Origin of the sequence: Corynebacterium sp. HMSC075D04, assembly GCF_001815635.1 — a bacterium.
GTDB lineage: Bacteria > Actinomycetota > Actinomycetes > Mycobacteriales > Mycobacteriaceae > Corynebacterium > Corynebacterium coyleae.
Genome location: NZ_KV821332.1, coordinates 12756 through 32453 on the forward strand (window position 1 = coordinate 12756; position 19698 = coordinate 32453).

The 19698-nt window shown below is 64.0% G+C and carries 15 protein-coding genes; 5 read left to right on the forward strand and 10 right to left on the reverse strand.

The genetic code is table 11. The features are described 5' to 3' along the window. Window positions 1–78 precede the first annotated feature (78 nt). On the forward strand, window positions 79–720 hold the full coding sequence (gene msrA, locus HMPREF3048_RS04405; RefSeq protein ID WP_070453367.1) for a peptide-methionine (S)-S-oxide reductase MsrA: 642 nt from the start codon (window positions 79–81) through the stop codon (window positions 718–720). On the opposite strand, the gene HMPREF3048_RS04410 is transcribed toward msrA, so the two are convergent. Continuing rightward, window positions 717–2642, reverse strand: a complete 1926-nt coding sequence (locus tag HMPREF3048_RS04410; RefSeq protein ID WP_246818845.1) for an alpha/beta-hydrolase family protein — start codon at window positions 2640–2642, stop codon at window positions 717–719. The two genes, msrA and HMPREF3048_RS04410, sit on opposite strands and share 4 nt — an antisense overlap. Before the next feature lie 64 nt (window positions 2643–2706). Between HMPREF3048_RS04410 and HMPREF3048_RS04415 the strand changes: the two genes are divergently transcribed. After that, on the forward strand, window positions 2707–3462 hold the full coding sequence (locus HMPREF3048_RS04415) for a glycerophosphodiester phosphodiesterase family protein (protein WP_070771303.1): 756 nt from the start codon (window positions 2707–2709) through the stop codon (window positions 3460–3462). A gap of 43 nt (window positions 3463–3505) precedes the next feature. Continuing rightward, window positions 3506–4429 (forward strand): DUF5926 family protein, encoded by a 924-nt coding sequence (locus HMPREF3048_RS04420; protein ID WP_070771304.1) that lies wholly within the window; start codon window positions 3506–3508, stop codon window positions 4427–4429. On the opposite strand, the gene hutI is transcribed toward HMPREF3048_RS04420, so the two are convergent. The 7 genes from hutI to HMPREF3048_RS04455 form a co-directional block, all read right to left on the reverse strand. Continuing rightward, complete coding sequence (gene hutI, locus HMPREF3048_RS04425) at window positions 4430–5623, reverse strand: imidazolonepropionase (RefSeq protein WP_070771305.1); 1194 nt, start codon at window positions 5621–5623, stop codon at window positions 4430–4432. Between the two features lie 92 nt (window positions 5624–5715). Further along, a complete protein-coding gene (hutU, locus tag HMPREF3048_RS04430; RefSeq protein ID WP_083308984.1) occupies window positions 5716–7407 on the reverse strand; it encodes a urocanate hydratase in 1692 nt (563 codons plus the stop codon). A 158-nt stretch (window positions 7408–7565) separates the two neighbouring features. Beyond that, window positions 7566–8963: a YjiH family protein gene (locus HMPREF3048_RS04435; protein WP_141758854.1), complete on the reverse strand. Its 1398-nt coding sequence runs from the start codon at window positions 8961–8963 to the stop codon at window positions 7566–7568. A gap of 21 nt (window positions 8964–8984) precedes the next feature. Beyond that, window positions 8985–10121, reverse strand: a complete 1137-nt coding sequence (locus HMPREF3048_RS04440) for a CaiB/BaiF CoA transferase family protein (protein WP_070771306.1) — start codon at window positions 10119–10121, stop codon at window positions 8985–8987. A gap of 20 nt (window positions 10122–10141) precedes the next feature. Then, the gene (locus HMPREF3048_RS04445) at window positions 10142–11308 is read right to left on the reverse strand and encodes an acyl-CoA dehydrogenase family protein (RefSeq protein WP_070422648.1); all 1167 of its coding nucleotides are present in this window, start codon (window positions 11306–11308) and stop codon (window positions 10142–10144) included. Window positions 11309–11484: 176 nt separating this feature from the next. After that, on the reverse strand, window positions 11485–13032 hold the full coding sequence (hutH, locus tag HMPREF3048_RS04450; RefSeq protein ID WP_070771307.1) for a histidine ammonia-lyase: 1548 nt from the start codon (window positions 13030–13032) through the stop codon (window positions 11485–11487). A gap of 32 nt (window positions 13033–13064) precedes the next feature. Beyond that, complete coding sequence (locus HMPREF3048_RS04455) at window positions 13065–13799, reverse strand: IclR family transcriptional regulator (RefSeq protein ID WP_070771308.1); 735 nt, start codon at window positions 13797–13799, stop codon at window positions 13065–13067. Window positions 13800–13836: 37 nt separating this feature from the next. Between HMPREF3048_RS04455 and hutG the strand changes: the two genes are divergently transcribed. Then, a complete protein-coding gene (gene hutG, locus HMPREF3048_RS04460) occupies window positions 13837–14790 on the forward strand; it encodes a formimidoylglutamase (protein ID WP_070483180.1) in 954 nt (317 codons plus the stop codon). Between the two features lie 11 nt (window positions 14791–14801). On the opposite strand, the gene HMPREF3048_RS04465 is transcribed toward hutG, so the two are convergent. Next, entirely contained in the window at window positions 14802–16244 is a 1443-nt protein-coding gene (locus tag HMPREF3048_RS04465; RefSeq protein ID WP_246818846.1) for a YjiH family protein, read from the reverse strand. A gap of 187 nt (window positions 16245–16431) precedes the next feature. Between HMPREF3048_RS04465 and HMPREF3048_RS04470 the strand changes: the two genes are divergently transcribed. Then, window positions 16432–18015, forward strand: coding sequence for an alanine/glycine:cation symporter family protein (locus HMPREF3048_RS04470; RefSeq protein ID WP_083279457.1), 1584 nt, complete (start codon window positions 16432–16434; stop codon window positions 18013–18015). Window positions 18016–18348: 333 nt separating this feature from the next. Here HMPREF3048_RS04470 and HMPREF3048_RS04475 read toward each other — a convergent pair whose 3' ends face one another. Next, window positions 18349–19677, reverse strand: coding sequence for an LCP family protein (locus HMPREF3048_RS04475; RefSeq protein WP_083316739.1), 1329 nt, complete (start codon window positions 19675–19677; stop codon window positions 18349–18351). Window positions 19678–19698: the final 21 nt, after the last annotated feature.

Here is a 19698-nt window from a genome sequence, read left to right on the forward strand (position 1 = left end):
TTCGTTTGATTTCGTGTACGGCAACCATCGTAGAGAAAATTTGGGAACAGTGTTGTGCCCAAACTCGTTACAGCAAATATGGGATTTCTTTTCGCACCTGAGCCAAAGCTTGTCGACGACACCACGGCCCTTCCCGGCCGCCCCGAACCCGTCCTTGCCAACCCCCGCCCGCACGCCGTGCTGACCACCCCGATTACCGGCCCGTGGCGTGAGGGGCAGAAGCGCATCCTCATCGGGATTGGCTGCTTCTGGGGTGCGGAGAAGATGTTCTGGCAGCTCGACGGTGTTGAATCGACCTCGGTCGGCTACGGCGGCGGCATTACCCCGAACCCCACCTACCGCGAAGTCTGCTCCGGCCAGACCAACCACGTGGAGTTGGTGGAGGTGGTCTACGACCCGGAGGTGATCTCGCTGAAGGAGATCGTTAAGACTGCACTCGAGGCGCACGACCCCACCCAGGGTTACCGTCAGGGCAACGACGTGGGCACCCAGTACCGCTCCGCCTTCTACACCGACACAGAGGAAGAGGCCGAGCAGATCCGTGAGTGGATCCGCCAGTACGAGGCGGACCTGAACAGCGCTGGCTACGGCGACATCACCACCGAAGTGCGCGCCGGCGCGCCGTACTACCTCGCTGAGGAGGAGCACCAGCAGTACCTGCACAAGGTGCCCAACGGCTACTGCCCGCACCACTCCACCGGCGTGGCCTGCGGCATTTAGTAGCCGTGCTTGGAGGGGAACCCTCCGACGGGGCGGCGCAGTTTGGTGGCGTCGTTGTGGATCCAGGCAGCCGCGCGCTTGATCTCGTCCTTGGTCAGCGCGGCGTTTGCATCCTCGTCTGAACGCTCGCCGTGGATGACGCCGTTCCAATACGCCACGGTTTCCTCGTGGTAGTTGTGCCCATGGGGTGACGGGTAGTCCTTGGAGGACAACTGGTCGATGGCGACCTGCCAGTAGGTCACCAGCGGCATCCAACGCATGGTGTGCAGCGCGTCCAAGTGCTGCTTTTTCGGTGCCGGAACCCCGCGCGAGCCCGGCTCCTTCAGCCAGTCCGGCCGGCGCCACGCCAGGCTGTGGTCCCACCACACCACCGGATCAGAGGCGTGTTGGGCGAACACGACGCGCGGGGCCTCCCACTTCTGCGCGTAGGCGTCGCCTTGGAAGTCGTGGTTGAGGTGGTCGGGGTGGGCGGTGAAGCGGACGTGGAGGCCGTCGTCGATAAGCGGAAGGCGCTCCGGAGAACCTTGTTGGCGCTTCTTGGTTAACTCGCTGTGGTTGCGGGCGAAGCCGGGCGTGCCGGTGAACACGGCGCCGGAGGTGAGCTCGAAGAGTTCGTCGATGGACTCGAACGCGTCGGAAACCCCGTAGGCGCCGAGCGATTCGCCGCCGACGAAGAGTTTCGGGCGGGAGGATTCTGGGATGTTTTCCAGTTCGCGCAGGATGTACTCGATCAACATGCGCGAGGAGCGCACCGGGTTCGTGCGGTCCGCAAGGTACGAATACGCCGAGGGCAGATACGAGTACTGCATAGCGACGATCGCACTATCGCCGCCGGTGACAAACTCGAACCCGGACGTGTGGAAGTCGTTGATCCAGCCCGTGCCGGCTGCCGACATCACCGCGATGTGGGAGCGCTCAAACGCGCCGGTGCGATGCATCTCCTTAATAGCCAGGCGTGCCATCTGCTCAAAGTCCGGCTCGTCCTGCTCACGCTCCAGATCCAGGCCGACGAAGATCCGGATCGGCTCCCGTGCCTCCCGATCAAGGACACGCTCGATGTCCTCTTTGCGCGGGCCGCCGGAAACCACCGCGCGGCCCTGGCGGCCCATGAGGTTCCAATCCACCGAAGACTCCGGCGAACCCGAACGCTGCGGGCGATGCGGCTGCACCGCGCCACGCATGTACTCACGGTCCAGCTCAAAGGCACGCCGGCTCGCATTGGAGAGGAACCGACGCAGCACCACCCGGTCGCTCACTAACACCAGCAGCACACCACCGCCCACGATGGCGATTGGCCACGACGCCACCGGCGGCAACTTCTTGCCCAGCAGCTCGTTGAGTGCATCGATGAAGGACTGGATGCCGTCGCCGACCAGCAACACCGTGCCGTAGCCGAGCGTGCCCAGCATCACGCCACCCGCCAGGTCAGAAGCCCGGAACGTGTCGTCGCTTTGCACCAGGCGCTTCAGCCGTATGCGCCGGCGGATCGAGGTGGCGAACACCGCAACCGTGGTCGCCGTCATCGCAACACGCGCTGGGCGGGGCAAACGTCCAGTCCCGGTTGGTGGGGTCGTCGGCCCGAACACCCGCGCAAGGCCCGTCGCAACCCCGTGGCCGATGCCCTGGAGTACCGCCACGTTCGCCGCGGTCGCCCACCAGTTGTGTGGCAGCAACGACGGAGACACCGCACCCCACGTGGCCACTTCCGCGCCGACCAGGCCCGAGCGAAACGCCGGCGGCAGCCGGTGCGGGCCAAGCAGGCGGATCGCGGGGGAGAGATCCCCCAATACCTGCACCGCGCCGATCGGTACCGCCAGCCAGCCGTCGCGGCTGAACGAAAACCGCTGGCGTGCGCGCCATACCGCGTCGGGCAGTTTTGCGGTGATGTTGCGGATGGCGTTGCGGGTGTCGTCGATAAGCACGCTTGCTATTGTCCCAAACTTCTTACACTCGCGGGCGGGCACAAGGGCGAGTAGCCTGTGGGCCGTGAGCCACAACACCACACCAAAAATCGTCGCCCACCGGGGATTTTCCGGATCCTACCCAGAACTCACACAACGCGCGTTTGAAAAGGCGCTCGAACTTCCCATCCACGGCATCGAATGCGATGTACGGCTCACCCGTGACGGGCGAGTTGTCGTCTTCCACGACCCCACGCTGATCCGCACCGCGGGCGTGCGGGGGCGCATCGACTTCAACGACTACAACGACCTGCGTGAACTGAACGTGGGCACCAAAGAAGACCCGCAGCGCATCATGCTGTTGGAAGAACTGCTCGAACTCATGCAGGACTACCCCGACAAACACATCTACATCGAGACCAAACACCCCACCCCGCACGGGCCTGAGGTGGACGAACAGACCTTCCGCATGCTCAGGTACGCGCGTCTCGACGACTCGCCGAACATCCACCTCGCATCCTTCTCCCACCGCGCGGTGCGCTACTTCACCGACATGGCACCCGAGCTGGAAACCTTCTACCTGTTCCGCGTGCGCGAAATGAGGTGGAACAAAAAGAACCGCATGTTCTCCCGCCCCTACGGTGTGGGCCCTGCGCTGCAGCACCTGCAACTGCGCACTGAACTGCTGGGATATCGCGGGTTGAAGACGTACACCTGGACCGTAAACACGCCTCGCGGTATGCAGTGGTGCGCTGACAAGGGCGTGGATGTGATGGCAACGGACCTTCCGGACCTTGCGCTGGAGATCTTTGGCAACCACACCGCTGTTGTGTCTGACTAGCTTGTTGCCCGCCGGTGTCGTGCACGCCGGTACGATTGCGCGCATGGTGCAACGCAAACCGAAGAAAAAGAAGAACCGCGCAGACCTGCCCGAGGGCATGTCGCGCCGCGAGGCAAAACTCGCAGCCCGCGCCGCTGAGCGCGAGAAGTTCCAAAAAGATCCCCGCCCGTTCGGCGGCCTGGCAGCAGAAGCCGACCTGGTTGCGCTGCAGGAGTTCGTCCCCTCTGCCGTGACCACGGTTGATGTGAAGGGCACCCCGGTCAACATTGTGACCGTCTTGCCGGGCGCGGGAGCTGCGCTCGTGCGCGAGGAGGACCAGGGCGGCGAGCGTTTCGTCGCGCTTCAGGTCACCTCCCACTCCCAGAACCCGGGCCGCGACCTCGCGTACGCCCTGAACTGGGTTGTGAATGCGAAGCCGGGCGAGACGCTGCAGTCCACCGTCGCCGACGGTTCGCAGCCGGAGCTGTCGGAGCTTCTTAGCGACGACGCCACCCTGGACATCACCACCTACCAGGACTTCTCCTGGTGGTTCCCGGAGGGGGCTTCGGTCCCGCCGCAGATCCAGCAGGCGCTGCGCCAGGCCAACGACGCCGTCCTGCCGTCTGAGAAGATCGGCGAGAACCTGCCGGGCGCAATCTGGTGGGTTAACCCGGGCGGCGGCAAGGCACACATCCGCTGGGTGCGCACCGAAGATAACGAGGCGCAGATGCTGTCCGCACTGGCACGCATCGCGGCACGTGGCGAGCTGAACCTGGGCGAGGACACCAAGTTCGCCGGCGCATTCCGCACCCACGGCCTGGTTGTTCCGGTGTTCGACCTCGACCCGTCCGTGGCGGCCGACTCCTACGAGGCGGCGCTGGCGGAACTGGATAAGAAGATCACCGCCGAGTACGCCAACGACGCTGCATTATCTGCAGACGAGCGCAAACAACTGGACAATATTAAGTCCCGTCAGGTGACTATCTAGCTAGCCGTAGACCTTCTTGCCTGCCACCCAGGTCTGCCACGTCATAGGCATACCTGGGCGGTAGGCCAGGTTGATGGCGTTTTCCGCATCCAGGATGTGCAGGTCGGCGGCCGCGCCGGGCACCAGCGTGCCCTTGGCCGGGCGGCCCTGCGGGTCCTTGCCGTCGCCGACGTTGTGACGGCGCAGCGCCTTCGCACCGCCGGTGGTGGCAGCCTCGATCGCCTCGTCGAGCGTGAGGTACTGCTGCAGCACCGCGGTGGTCACGCAGAAGTTCATCGAGGACGTAAACGACGTACCGGGGTTGAGGTTGGATGCGATGGCGACGGTGGCGCCGGCGTCGATAAGTTTGCGGCCCGGTGCGAGATCCTCGCGCGTGGACAGGTCGCAGGCAGGCAGCAGCGTGGCCACGGTGTCCGAACCGGCCAGCAGCTCGAAGTCTTCATCGGAGAGGTAGTTGACGTGGTCCACACTGGCCGCGCCCATCTCCACCGCAAGCTTCACACCCGGGCCCTGCCCAAGCTGGTTGCCGTGCACGCGCACACCCAGGCCCACCTTCTTGCCGGCCTCGAGGACGCGCCGAGACTGTTCCTCGTTAAATGCGCCGCGCTCGCAGAACACGTCGATCCACTGCACGTGATCCTTCACCGCATCCAGCATCGGGCCGACGACCTCGTCGATGTACTCGTCAGCATCCGCTCCCGGCGGGACCAGGTGTGCGCCGAGGAACGTCACCTCGTCCACGTGACGGGCAGCCACGCGAGCCGCCTCCGCCTCGGACTCGACGTTTAGGCCGTAGCCGGTCTTGGTCTCAAAGGTGGTGGTGCCGCCCGCATGGCCTGCGGCGACGCGCTCCGCCACCAACTTATCCAGGCGCTCCTCGCCTGCGGAGCGGGTGGCTTCCATGGTCACGGCGATGCCGCCGGCGGCGTAGGACTCGCCGGCCATGCGGGCCTCGAACTCTTCGGCGCGGTTGCCGTCGAAAACCATGTGGGAGTGGGAATCTACCCAGCCGGGCAGGACTGCGCGCCCGCCAACATCGACGGTTTCGGCGGCGTTTGCTGCTTCCGCGGGGGCTTCGTCGGCGGGGCCGACCCAGGCGATCACGCCGTCGTCGATAAGCAATGCTGCGTTCTTAATGGTGCCCAGCTCGGAGACCGTGCGCAGCTCGGAAATGCCAGTAATAAAGGTGCTCATGGATGCCTTTCTTCGGAGGGCTCGTGGGGCCCAGAGTAACGAAAAGCGCTGACGCGCCCGTGAGGGAAACGTCAGCGCTCGCCGGCGCGGGATTAGTCGCGTGCCTGGAACTTCATCGGGATGCGCACGCCGCGCTCCTGCGCGACCTCGTTGGCGCGGGAGTAACCGGCATCCACGTGGCGGATGACGCCCATACCCGGATCGTTGGTGAGCACAGCCTTGAGCTTCGCCTCGGCGAGCTCGGTGCCGTCAGCCACCGTGACCTGGCCGGTGTGGATGGAACGACCCATGCCCACGCCACCACCGTGGTGGATGGATACCCAGGTCGCGCCGCCGGACACAGCGGTCATGGCGTTGAGCAGCGGCCAGTCAGCCACAGCGTCGGTGCCGTCGAGCATGGACTCGGTCTCGCGGTACGGGGAGGCCACGGAGCCGGAGTCCAGGTGGTCACGGCCGATGACGATCGGTGCCTTGACCTTGCCTTCCTTGACCAGGTTGTTGAAGATCACGCCGGCCTTGGCACGCTCGCCGTAGCCCAGCCAGCAAATACGTGCCGGCAGGCCCTCGAACTCCACGTACTCCTCGGCCGCATCGAGCCAGCGGTGCAGGTGCTCGTTGTCCGGGAAAGCCTCCTTGATGGCCTGGTCGGTGACCTTGATGTCCTCCGGGTCGCCGGAAAGTGCAACCCAGCGGAACGGGCCAAGGCCCTCGCAGAACAGCGGGCGGATGTAGGCCGGGACGAAGCCCGGGAACTCAAACGCGCGGGAGTAGCCGGCCTTGCGGGCCTCGTCGCGGATGGAGTTGCCGTAGTCGAACACCTCGGCGCCCTCGTCCTGGAACTCGACCATTGCCTGGACCTGTGCGGCCATGGCCTCGCGGGCCTTCTTGGTAAAGGTGGTCGGGTCGGCGTCTGCCTCGGTGTGCCAATCGGCGAACGGGATCTCGCTCGGCAGGTAGGACAGCGGGTCGTGTGCGGAGGTCTGGTCGGTGACGATGTCCACGGTGAACTCGCCAGCGCGGTGGCGGCGCAGCATCTCCGGGAAGACCTCGGATGCGTTGCCGACGAGGCCAACGGACAGGGCGCGCTTCTCGTTCTTCGCGTCGGTGACCAGCTTGATGGCTTCCTCGAGGTCGGTGGTGACCTCGTCGAGGTAGCGCTTGCCCTGGCGGCGCTTCAGGCGGCCCTCGTCAACATCGACGATGAGGCAGGCGCCACCGTTGAGGGTGACGGACAGTGGCTGTGCGCCACCCATGCCGCCGCAGCCGCCGGTCAGGGTCAGGGTGCCGGCGAGCGTGCCGTTGAAACGCTTCTTCGCCACAGCCGCGAAGGTTTCGTAGGTGCCCTGCAGGATGCCCTGGGTTGCGATGTAGATCCAGGAACCGGCCGTCATCTGGCCGTACATCATCAGGCCCTCGTCCTCGAGCTCGCGGAAATGCTCCCAGTCCGCCCAGTCGCCAACCAGGTTGGAGTTGGCGATGAGCACGCGCGGCGCCCACTCGTTGGTCTTCCATACGCCGACCGGCTTGCCCGACTGGACCAGCAGCGTCTCGTCGGACTCGAGGTCCTTCAGCGTATCGACGATCGCGTCAAAGGCCTCCCAGCTACGTGCCGCACGACCGGTGCCGCCGTAGACGACGAGGTCATCGGGGCGCTCCGCAACCTCGGGGTCAAGGTTGTTCTGCAGCATGCGCAGCGGGGCCTCGGTCTGCCAGGACTTTGCAGTGATCTCAGTGCCTCGCGGGGAGCGGACCTCGCGTGCACCTTCGGACCAGTTCTTCGCCATGGGAATCCTTTCTACGGCTCATTGAGTTTCGTGATGCAGGGCCACAATCCGACAGGAATGTAACCCGCGTTACATTGAGGATAAGGGAGCAATGTGGTTGCTGGAATACAGTTTTTGCCCGGTTTGTCTCGGATACGAGACAGACCGGGCAGTGGGGGTTAGAAGATCAGGTACGCAATCGGCACCGTCAGGATGATGGACAGCACCACGCGCTGGAACCAGATGATCACCATGTGGCTGATCTTCAACGGGATGTCCGTGGCCAGCACCGCCGGGATCATCGAGGAGAAGAAGAACACCTGGCTGATGGAGACCACACCAACGGTGAAGCGCAGTACGTCAGACTCGTTGCCAGCCGCCAGCGTTGCCGGCAGGAACAGCTCAGAGAGGCCGATGGCAAACGCCTCGGACGCGAGCCACGGATCCGGCAACTGGAACACCCACGCGAGCGGGTAGAACAGCGCGCCCAGAATCTTGAATGCCGGGGTGTAGAACGCCAGCGCCAAGCCGATGATGCCAACAGCCATGATGCCCGGGATGACCTGGATGGTCATGATCACGCCGTCTTTGAAGTTGCGCCAAATGGTCTTCGGCAGCGACTCCGCCTGCGCCAAAAACGCCTTTGCTTCCTTCCACGCGGCGGCGAACAGGTTGCCCTCCACGCGCTCCTCCGGCTGCGGGGTAGCGCCCGGGTAGTAATCGTCCGGGATCGTGCTCAACGGAGGGATGCGGACGACGACGATAGTGACTAGGAAGCACACAAGGAGCGTGACCGCGAAGTACACGCCCCAGATGTGCATCAGGTCCAGCGTTCGCGCCACAACCACCATGAACGTCGCCGATGCGGTGGAGAACCCAGCCGCGATGATCGACGCTTCGCGCGCCGTATAGCCGCCGGTGCGGTAGACGCGGTTGGTAATCAAAAGGCCCAGCGAGTATGACCCCAAAAACGACGCCACTGCGTCAACGGCCGACTTACCCGGGGTGCGATACACCGGCCGCATGAACCGCTGCACCATCACACCGATGAATTCCATTAGGCCGAATCCAACCAACAAACCCAAAAACACCGCGCCGACTGGGATAAGCAGGCCGACGGGGATGACGAGTTTGTTCAGGATGAAGGGGCCGAGGCGTTCGTCGAAAAGAAATGCGGGGCCGAAGTTGAACACGAGCATCGCGCACAACACCACCGCCAGCGCGGACAGGAACGCGAACACGGCACGCGCTTTATCCTCGCGCCACTTGCCGGTGGCGAATTGGTAGACGGCGCCGGCGGTGATCATCACCAAGGTGATGTACGGCAACGCCGGACCAAGCGCCGCTTGCAGCCAGCTCACAATGTGATCCAGCAGAATCGTGTTCTTCTCCCCGACAGTAAACGGGACGAAAAACGCAAAGGAACCGATCGCGCTGTAGAGGAAAAACCTCCACTTGTTCTTCGGCTCCAGGCTGTCCACCTCGTGCTCGGGCGGAAGGGACGGGACTGCGGCGATGTTGTCGCCCGGAATCCAACGGGTGCTGCCACCACGACGTGGGGTCTGTGTTTCATCCATGGTGCTGCTCCTTTACGGAACTCAGGTGGTGCGCGGATCTTCGCTCAACCAGGACTGGATACGTTCGTTGTCTTGCCCCAACTCCGGCGCCGGCGTCGGCTTTTCCATGCCGGCGAGCTTGAGCGGGGAGGCGAGGGTGCGGAACCCATCCGTTTCTTCAACCACCACACCGCGTTCCTGGGCGAACGGGCTGCGTAGTGCCTCGTCCAGGTCGTACACGCGGGCGGTGGGCACACCATGTTCTTCAAACAGGGCGATGGTCTCCGAGCGTGTCTTCGTGCTTAGCGCTTCTTCGATCAGTTCGCGCAGCGCAACCCGGTTGTCGGAGCGGGCCACCGGCTCTGCAAAGCGATGGTCGGTGGCCATCTCCGGGATGCCCAGCGCGTTGGCCAGGCGCTCGAACAGCCGGTTCGTGGTGATCGCGATGACTACGTCGCCGTCCTTGGTCGCATACGTGGAAAACGGCGCTGACAGGCCGTGGTCGTTGCCGATGCGGGTGGGCGGGGTGTCGTCGTAAAGCGCACGCATGCCTACGGACTCCATGACGGAGATGAGCGAGTCGTACATAGCAAGGTCCAAATGCTGGCCGGTACCGCTGGATTCGCGCTGGTAGAGCGCCGAAACCGTGCCGATTGCGGCGTAGAGGCCCGGGATGAGATCACCCAGCGAGATGCCCACGCGCGTCGGCTTGCTGTTCGGCCAACCCGTAATCGACATCAGGCCACTCATCGCCTGCGCAACCAGGTCGTACGCCGGTTCCTTGGCAAGCGAGCCCGTCTGGCCGAAGCCGGAGATACTCGTGACCACGAGGCGCGGGTTGATCTCCAGCAAATCCTTCGGCGCAAGGCCGAGCTTCTCAAGCACACCAGGGCGGAAATTTTCGACGACCACATCAGCGCGACGGACAAGATCACGCAGCACTTCCTTATCGTCGTCGTTTTTGAAGTCCAGCGTGATGCCCATCTTCGAGCGGTTGAACAGGCGATAGTAGGCGGACGTGCCGTCGACGAACGGGCCGAACTGACGCGAATCGTCACCCCACGGCGACTCCACCTTGATCACCTCAGCACCGAGGTCCGCCAAGATCATGGAGCAGAACGGTCCCGCGAGCACGCGGGAAAGGTCGAGGACGCGGATTCCAGAGAGTGGTGCATTCATAGTGTTGCCTCCTGCGTGGACTAGACGAAGGCCGATTCGCCCGTGATGGAACGACCGACGATGAGCTGGTTGATGTCGTAGGTGCCCTCGTAGGAGTAGATGGCCTCGGCGTCGTTGAAGATCTTCGCCATGCGGTAATCCGAGATCAGGCCGTTGCCGCCGAGGATCTCGCGGCCGAGCGCGACCGTCTCACGCATGAGCTTCGAGGTGAACGCCTTGGCCAGCGCGGACTGCTCGTTGTTCGCGGAACCGCGATCCTCCATGCGGGCCAACTGGGCCATCATCGACTCGGAGGCAACGAGGTTGCCCTGCATGGTGGCCAGCTTGTTCTGGTTGAGCTGGAACGAGGAGATCTTCTTGCCAAACTGGATGCGCTCATCCGCGTAGCCGAGTGCCACGTCGAGCGCGCCCATCTGCGTACCGACGGCCTGCCAACCCACCGTGGAACGTGCACTCTTGAACACCTTGTTGATGTCCTTGAACGAGTTCGCGCCCTCGAGCTTGTCGCTGTCCGGAACAAACACGTTGTCGAGCGTGATGTCGGCGTTTTGCACCGCGCGGATGGCAATGCGGTTTTCCATCAGCGTGGCCGTGTAGCCCTCGGACGTGGTGTCCACGATGAAGCCCTTGACCTGCTCGTCCTCCGGGTCGCGGGCGTAGACGGCGACGTAGTCGGAGAAGGTTGCGTTGCCGATCCAGCGCTTCGCGCCGTTGAGGATCCAGCCGCCATCCACCTTGGTGGCTGTGGTGCGCATGCCCTGGGCAACGTCGGAGCCAGCCTCCGGCTCCGTGATCGCAAGCACGCCGGTCTTGCGCACGGCGTAGAGGTCCGGCAGCCAGCGCTCCTTCTGCTCCTCCGAGCCGAGCAGCTCGATGCTGCCGGTGAACAGGCCGTCCTGGCCGGAGAAAAACGTGCCCACGGAACCGTCGGCGCGGTGAATCTCCGCCGCGACGAGGCCTGCGAGTAGGCGGGAGCGACCCTGGCCGCGTACGAGGCTGATGATGTTGAGCTCGCCAATCGACGGCAGCAGCTCGTGCGGGAACTCCGAACGGTTCCAGTAGTCCACCGCGATCGGGAGCACCTTCTCCTTCGCCCAATCGCGGACGTTGTAGAGGATGTCCTTTTCCTCCGTGGACAGTTCGCTTTCAAAGTCGTAGAAATCGCCATTCGGGTACCGGCCAGCCATAATGAGACTCCAATCACAATCTGCGGGGGTTAATGATGTAGGCGACAGTGTATGGAGTTTCCCGTGGTAACAAAGGGGGCAGTGTCGCCAGTTGTCTGGGTTCCCAGACTATTGGTGATGCGTAATAGAAAACAGGCGGCGCCGATGCTGCGGCGCCGCCCGTTGAGTAGTGCGGTTTAGCGAAGTGTGCCCACAACCGCCTCAACGGCCTGAACGTAATCCCCGCCTTTGACCAACTGGACGGAGTGCTCAATCTCCGGGGCCAGGAAACGATCGGTGCCCGGGCCCTCCACATGCTTACGCAGCGTGGCCAGAGCTGCACCGGTGCCGACGGACGGCTCACCCTCGCGCATGTCCAGCGCACGCGCGGCGGTGAGGATCTCCACTGCAAGCACGCGCTGCAGGCCATCGATGCTGCGGCGCAGCTTGCGGCCCGCCGACCAGCCCATGGAAACGTGGTCCTCCTGCATCGCGGACGACGGGATCGAATCCGCAGACGCCGGCACCGCGTTGCGCTTGAGCTCGCCGACAATGCCCGCCTGCGTGTACTGGGCGATCATGTGGCCGGAATCCACGCCCGGGTCGCCCGCAAGGAATGCGTTGAGGCCGCGGTTGCGTGCCGGGTCGAGGAAGCGGTCCGTGCGGCGCTCGCTAATCGACGCCAAATCTGCCACCACAATCGCCAAAAAGTCCAACACGTACGCCACTGGTGCGCCATGGAAGTTGCCGTTCGAGGCGACACGGCAGTCCTTGGCCACCACCGGGTTGTCGTTCGCGGCGGCGAGCTCGCGGTCCGCCACCGTGGTCACGTACGTCAGTGTGTCGCGGAAACCGCCGGCGACCTGCGGGGTGCAACGGATCGAGTACGCATCCTGCACGTCGTTAGCCTTGAAGCCCTCGAGCGCAGCTGTCAGAATCGGCGAATCTGCCGCCACGGTGCGGATGTTGTACGCGGCATCCGCCTGGCCCGGGTGCGGGCGCAGCTGCTGCAGGTCGTCGTCGAAAACAGACAGCGTGCCGTTGAGACCCTCCACGCTCATCGCGGTTGCGATGTCCGAAACCTTGGCCGCCTCGCGCAGGTCCGCGATGGCCAGGCACAGCATGCCGAGCATGCCATCGGTGCCGTTGATCAGCGCCAAGCCTTCCTTTTCGCGCAGAACCAACGGCTCGATGCCGGCCTGGGCAAGGGCGTCAGCGGCCGGAACGATTTCGCCACCCTTGACGCGGACCTCGCCCTCGCCCAGCAGGGCCAGGGCGCAGTGGGCCAGCGGCGCCAGGTCGCCGGAGCAACCCAGCGAACCGAACTCGCGCACCACGGGCGTGATCCCAGCGTTCAGCGCGGCGGCGTAGGTCTCCGCCACCACCGGGCGCACACCCGTGCGGCCCGTGCACAGCGTGGACAGGCGCAGCAGCATCAGCGCGCGAATGACCTCTTCTTCCACCTCCGGGCCGGAGCCCGCGGCGTGGGAGCGCACCAGCGATACCTGCAGCTGCGCGCGCATATCTTCCGGGATGTGCTTCGTGGCCAGGGCGCCAAAGCCGGTGGAGACGCCATAGACCGGGGTCGGGTCCGCAGCGAGCTCCTCGATGCGCTCACGGGTAGCGGCGATTTCCTCGAGCGCCGCCGGATCGATCTCAACGTTTGCGCCGTAGCGCGCGACGGCGACGACGTCCTCAACGGACAGCGCGCCGATGCCTACTGTGACGGGGGTAATAGTTGTCATGCGTGCGATGCTAGATCACACCGGTGTAGTGCTCAACGATTACCAAAAAACTGCGTGCGCAAGCGTGCCGAGGCATCCTCCAAAGCCCCCAAAAGTGCCTGCTTATCGGTGCTTCCCACCGGGAACGTCGCCGCAAGCGCCGCCGCCGGTCGCTCCAGATGGTCCAGCACCGCAACCGCCACGGACTCCTGCCCGCGCGAGACTTCCTCGCATTCGCTTTCCCAGCCGTGCTCGCGGACGTCGATAAGCTGCGCTTTGACCTCGCTGTACCGACGACGCTCGCCAGACGACGTGAACACCGCACGCAACTCCGCATCCGGCAAATACGCACACATGATGCGCCCCGACGCCGTAGCCAACGCCGGCAGGCGCACACCAACCTCCGTCACCAACGACACCGCCCCTGGAGCACGCACCTCGTGCAGGTACACAATCTCCGACCCGGCCAGGCGCGTCAGGTGAGCCGAACCCCCAGCAAGCGCAGCAATACGGGCGAGAGGCTTCGTCGCGAGCCGCACCAACGGCTGCTGCGTGGTGTACGCCTGCGACATCCGGTACGCCGCCAACCCCAACCCGTACGTGCCCGGGTTTTTCAAGTGCACCACAAAGCCGGAATCCTCCAACTCGCGCAGCAAGTGGTACGTCGTCGAACGGGGCAGCTCCAACTCGCGTTGAATACGGGTCGCAGAAATCGGCGCATCTGTAGTGGACAGCAGCGACAGGATGCGCAGCACATTGTGCGCAGCGGGAACCTGGGGCTTATTCATCGCCTCTCAGTATGCCCCGACGCTAGGCTCGTGTGGCATGAATACAGTCACAGCACCACTTTTCGCACCCGCACCCGACTGGACCGGCCGCGACGACGGCCCCGGCGCCGAGCACGCCCGCTGGCACAGCGAGGTCTCCACCAACGCCGAACCGCACGAAGGAGCCGTGCACCTCATCGGCTTTGCCTCCGACGAAGGCGTTGAGCGCAACGGCGGCCGCCAAGGCGCCGCCCAGGGCCCCGACGCGTTGCGCGCCGCACTCGGCTCCCTCGCTATTCACGACGAGCGCACGCTTATCGACGCCGGCACCGTCACCACCCAAAACGACGACCTCGAAACCGCGCAACGGACCCTTTCCGACAAGGTGTATGACCTCGTCACCGCGCAAGGCGCAGACGGCATGACCGTCGTGCTTGGCGGCGGACACGAAACCTCCTTTGCCACCCACCGCGGCGCCTACGAGGCCATCGGCCCGATGCACATCATCAACTTCGACGCCCACTTCGACCTGCGCACCGCCAGCCGACCCACCTCCGGCACACCCTTCCGCCAGATCGCCGACCTAGCGGGCAGCGACTTCGACTACTCCGTCTTCGGCATCTCCCAGCCCAACAACACCAAGGTGCTCTTCGACACCGCCGACGACCTCGGTGTGACCACCGTGCTGGACACCGAACTTGCTGAAATGTCGATGCGCGAAGCCGTCTACCGCGCCCTCGCCTCCGTCGACGGCGACCTGCCGATCCACCTCTCCATCGACCTCGACGTCCTTCCCGCCGCCGTCGCGCCGGGTGTGTCCGCCCCCGCGGGCTTCGGCGTGGACTACGCGAAACTGCGCGCCATGGTTTCCGCCGTCGCCGCCACCGGCCGCGTCGCGCTGCTGGATGTTGTCGAACTCAACCCCGATTTCGACGTAGATAACCGCACCGCCAAAGCCGCAGCACGGCTTATCGACGATGCGGTAACTGCGACGGCAGGGCGTCGTCGCTAAGCAAAAGCCCCTTAGAACAGCAGGTGGGCGACGGGCACCGTAATGATCACGGTGAGCACCACGCGGATGAACCAAATGATGACCATCTTCACGATGTTCAGCGGAATGTCCGTCGCCAACACCGCCGGCACCATCGCCGAGAAGAAGAAAATCTGGCTCACGCACACCACAGCAATGGTGAACTTCAACACCATGTCATCCGAACCCGCCGTCAACGTGGCTGGCAGGAACATCTCCGCCAAGCCGGTCGCCAGCGCACCCGAGGTTGCCCACGGATCCGGCAGGCGCAGCAACCACACCACCGGGTAGAACACCACGCCAACGGCCTTGAACACCGGGGTGTACGTCGCCAGCACCAGGCCAATCACGCCAACCGACATGATGCCCGGCGTGACCTGCACCGCCATGACCAAACCGTCGCGGAAGTTCGTCCACAACACCTTGCCCAACGAATCCGCACGGTTGAGCTCAATCTTCGCCTCACGCCATGCCGCCTTGAAACGGTTACCGGTGATCTCCTTCTCCGGATGCGGCGTCGCCCCCGGGTAATAATCCTCCGGAATGCGCGAAATCGGAGGGATGCGCACCGTAATCGCCGTCACGATAAACGTGATGATGAAGGCGATAAAGAAGTACGCGATCCAGTGCTCCATGATGTCGAGCGTCTTAGCGACGATCACCATAAACGTGGCCGACACCGTAGAAAAACCTGCAGCAACAATCGACGCCTCACGCCCGTTATAGCTGCCGTTCTTATACATACGATCCGTGATCAACAGGCCCAGCGAGTAGGAACCAAGGAATGACGCCACCGCATCCACCGCAGACTTGCCCGGAGTGCGGAACACCGGGCGCATGATCGGCTGCACCATCACGCCAATGAACTCCATCAGGCCAAAGCCCACCAGCAAACCCAAAAAGATCGCGCCGACCGGGATCAGCAGCCCGACCGAGATCACCAACTTATCCAGGATGAACGGGCCAATGTCCGGGTTGAACAACCACTCCGGGCCGAACCCAAACGTCAGCATCGCGCACAGCACAATCGCCAGCACAGACAGTGCCGCAAATGCCATGCGTGCGTAGTCCTCTTTCCAGCGACCGGAGACGAACTGGTAGATTGTGCCAGCGATGATCGCCGCCAGCGCCAGGAAACGGGTGCCCTCGCCGAGGGTCGTCGTGATCCACGTGACGATGTGATCCAGCAGGATCGTCGACTTCGAACCATTAATAGAAAACGGCACGAAAAACGCGAAGATACCGATGGCGCTGTACACAAAGAAACGCCACACCGCCTTCGCTTTCACATCCGCATCGGGGGTGGCGTCGGGATTGGTATCAGCCGGTTGGGTGGAGTCGTCGACAAGCACATGCGAACTTGCGGGCAAGTCCTTGACCGGCCAAGCAGGCGAATACCTACGCATACGATTCGTGCGCTTACCAGCGGGTTCCATAAACATCCTTTCAATACTGCAGCGGCGTCCGCAACGTCTGCCCAACAATTGGGGCCGAATATTTTTGGTGCCGAAGAATAATTTTTACACAAAAAGTGACACACAGCACAAAGTGATGGTCTAGATTCTCTAGTTACTTGAAACGACGTTCAAGAAAACCCCAGCACACAAACAAAAGGAGGGCGCCATGGAAGGGTTCATCGACACCCTCAATGGCCTCATTTGGTCCAACTGGTTGGTGTTCCTGTGCCTCGGCGCAGGCGCATACTTCACACTCGTCACCCTGTTCCTGCAGATCCGCTGCCTGCCGGACATGATCCGCCAACTCAAATCCGGCGAAAAGTCCGAGGAAGGCATCTCCTCGTTCCAATCCCTGATGATCTCCCTGGCCGGCCGCGTCGGCGTCGGCAACATCGCCGGCGTCGCCACCGCCATCGCCTTCGGTGGCCCCGGCGCAGTCTTCTGGATGTGGCTCGTCGCCCTACTCGGCTCCGCAACCTCGTTCATCGAGTGCTGCCTCGCCCAGATCTACAAGGAAACCGACCGCGACACCGGCGAATACCGCGGTGGCCCCGCCTACTACATCGAGAAGGCCTACAAGCACACCACCGCCGCACCATTCATGCTGGTCTACGCCATCATCTTCGCAATCTGCATGCTGCTGGCAACCTCCTACTTCCTCCCCGGCATCCAGGCCAACGGCGTAGCCGCAGCCGTGGACAACGCATGGGGCATCGACGTCAAGATCTCCGCAGCCGTCATGGCGATCCTCCTCGCCTTCATCATCATCGGCGGCGTGAAGCGCATCGCGAACTTCGCATCCATGGTCGTCCCGTTCATGGCCGCCATCTACATCATCATCGCCATCGTCGTCCTCTTCGCCAACGCCTCCGACATCCCCGAAGTCTTCGGCATCATCTTCCGCTCCGCCTTTGACAAGGAAGCAGCATTCTCCGGCATGCTCGGCGCAGCCATCATGTGGGGCGTCAAACGCGGCATCTACTCCAACGAAGCAGGCCAGGGCACCGGCCCGCAGTCCGCAGCAGCCGCCGAAGTCTCCCACCCGGCCAAGCAGGGCTTCGTCCAGGCATTCGCCGTCTACATCGACACCCTCTTCGTCTGCTCCGCAACCGCCTTCATCATCATCTCCACCGACATGTACAAGGTGTTCGAAGGCCAGTCCGAAGACGGCGCCGTAGTCTACGACGGCTCGCTTCCCGACGGCGTGCCCGTCGGCCCCGGCTTCGTCCAAGAAGGCCTGAACTCCTTCTCCGCCGGCCTCGGCCCATCCTTCATCGCGCTGGCCATCATGTTCTTCGCCTTCACCACCGTGCTGGCGTACTACTACATGGCAGAAACCAACTCCGTCTACCTCAACCGCTGGGTAAAGAACGAAGGCGCCCGCAAGGCCATCATCTGGGGCCTACGCGTCCTGATCATCGCTGCCGTGTTCATCGGCGCAACCACTACCCCGGGCAACGCGTGGGCACTCGGCGACATCGGCGTGGGCGCAACCGCATGGCTCAACATCGTCGCCATCCTCTTCCTGCAGGTCCCGGCCCTCAAGTGTCTGTGGGACTACCGCCGCCAGAAGAAGGCCGGTATCGACCCGCACTTCGACCCCGAGGCCCTCGGCATCAAGAACGCCGACTTCTGGGTTGAGCGCAAGAACGAGCTCATCGCCGCTGGCAAGTGGCCCGGCGTTGAGGGCACCGCAGGTGCTGCTGGTGCTGGCTCTGGCTCGACGGTCGTGCGACCAGACGAGCAGTAAGCGCTTACTGCTCTAAGCCGGTCCCCGGGTTTGCGCCCGGCGGCCGGCTTTTTCGTGCGTGGCGGGGTGGTTCGGTTGGGTGCTGGCCCCAAACGGTACATCCAACACAGCTCATTTCGCTGATTTTCGACGAAATGCACCGTCTAGGAGGCGCCGTTTAGCTTTGCGACGCCGCCCCCACCGACCCCACCACCACAGATGGTGAGAACGCAACGGAGAGCTTGCGAGTTTTTACGCGTCTTCACCGTTGTGTTCTCACCATGTGTGGGAGGGGCGGGGGCGGGGGAAAGGAGGCGCAGCCGGCCCACCCGCCAACCGGCCGCCAACCAGCCGCTACCGCAGCCGGGCGAACAGGGCTTCGGCTGCCTCGTCGTCCCAGAGCACCACGTTGCCCACTTCGGTGTCGTCGAAGCCGCCGATGGGCACGGTCTCGGTGTCAAGGCCGCCGCGCATAGCGAAGGCGATGCGGGCGAGGTTCCAAACGTGGTCGCCGGAGCCGACGGTGAGCAGCGTTGGGGCGACCCACAGCAGGCGCCCGACCCGGAACGGGTTGAGGAACACCGCAGGTGAGAACACTCGTGAGGTCAATGCGCTGAGGAATTCGCGTTGGCGGACGACGCGGTCCAGGTCGCCTTGGGCGGTGGCGCGGGTGCGTACGTAGCCGAGTGCGGTGGGGCCGTCCATCTCTTGGCAGCCGGGCTCGACGAACAGGTTGGCGAGGGGGTCGTCGATAGGTTCGGCGACGCAGATTTCCACGCCTCCGACGGCGTCGACAACGCCGGCGATGCCGCCCATGCCGATTTCGGCGTAGCGGTCGATGTGTAGCCCGGTGTTTTGCTCGACGGTCTGCACGAGGAGTTCGGGGCCGCCGAGGGCGAACGCGGCGTTGATTTTGTCGTAGCCGTATCCGGGTACTGGCAGGTAGGAGTCGCGCGGGATGGACATCAGGGTTGCTTTGCCGCGCAGCGGCAGGTGGAGCAGCATGATGGTGTCGGTGCGTGTGGAGCCGATGTCACCGCCGGTACCGAGTCGTTCGACGTCCTGTTCGCTCAGGCCCGTGCGTGAGTCGGAACCGACGAGGAGCCAGTTGGTGCCGGCTGTATTGCCGATTTGTTCGTCGGGGAGTGCGGCGACGCGGTTGAGGCGGGCGTCGGTAAGGAGGACGGACGCGAGCGCGATCACGATGATGAGGGCGATGATGCTGCCGCATCCAGGGCGTTTTGCTTGACGACGACGCCCCGCCGACCTTTCCCTCCTCTTGGACACCTGCAGCGGCATCGGCCGTTCATCACGGGGTGCCTGACGCTGCGCGGGCCTGTACTGGCCCTGCGCTGGGCGCTGTCCGGGCCGGTACTGCGCCGGACGGGCAGGCTCGCGCGGAGGGTACTGGGGCGCGCGGCGTGGCTCGTAGGCGGGGCGTGGCTCGAACACGGTGTGGCCGGGTTCGACGCGGCGTTCTTCCCGGCGCCACTCGTCGCGGCGCGGGGGTCGCTCGGCGGAACGTGCGGGCCGCTCCGTATGGGAATCCGCAGGCCGTGCGGTCTGTGAGGGCCGGCGGCGGACGGGCCGGCCGTAGCGGTCGACGATGGGTTTTCCGTCTTTGCCCAGGACGAACTCGCCCGCGTTGTCGCGGGGGTCGTTGGAGTGGGGCGTCGTTGACATGAAAACAGTGTAACCAGTGTG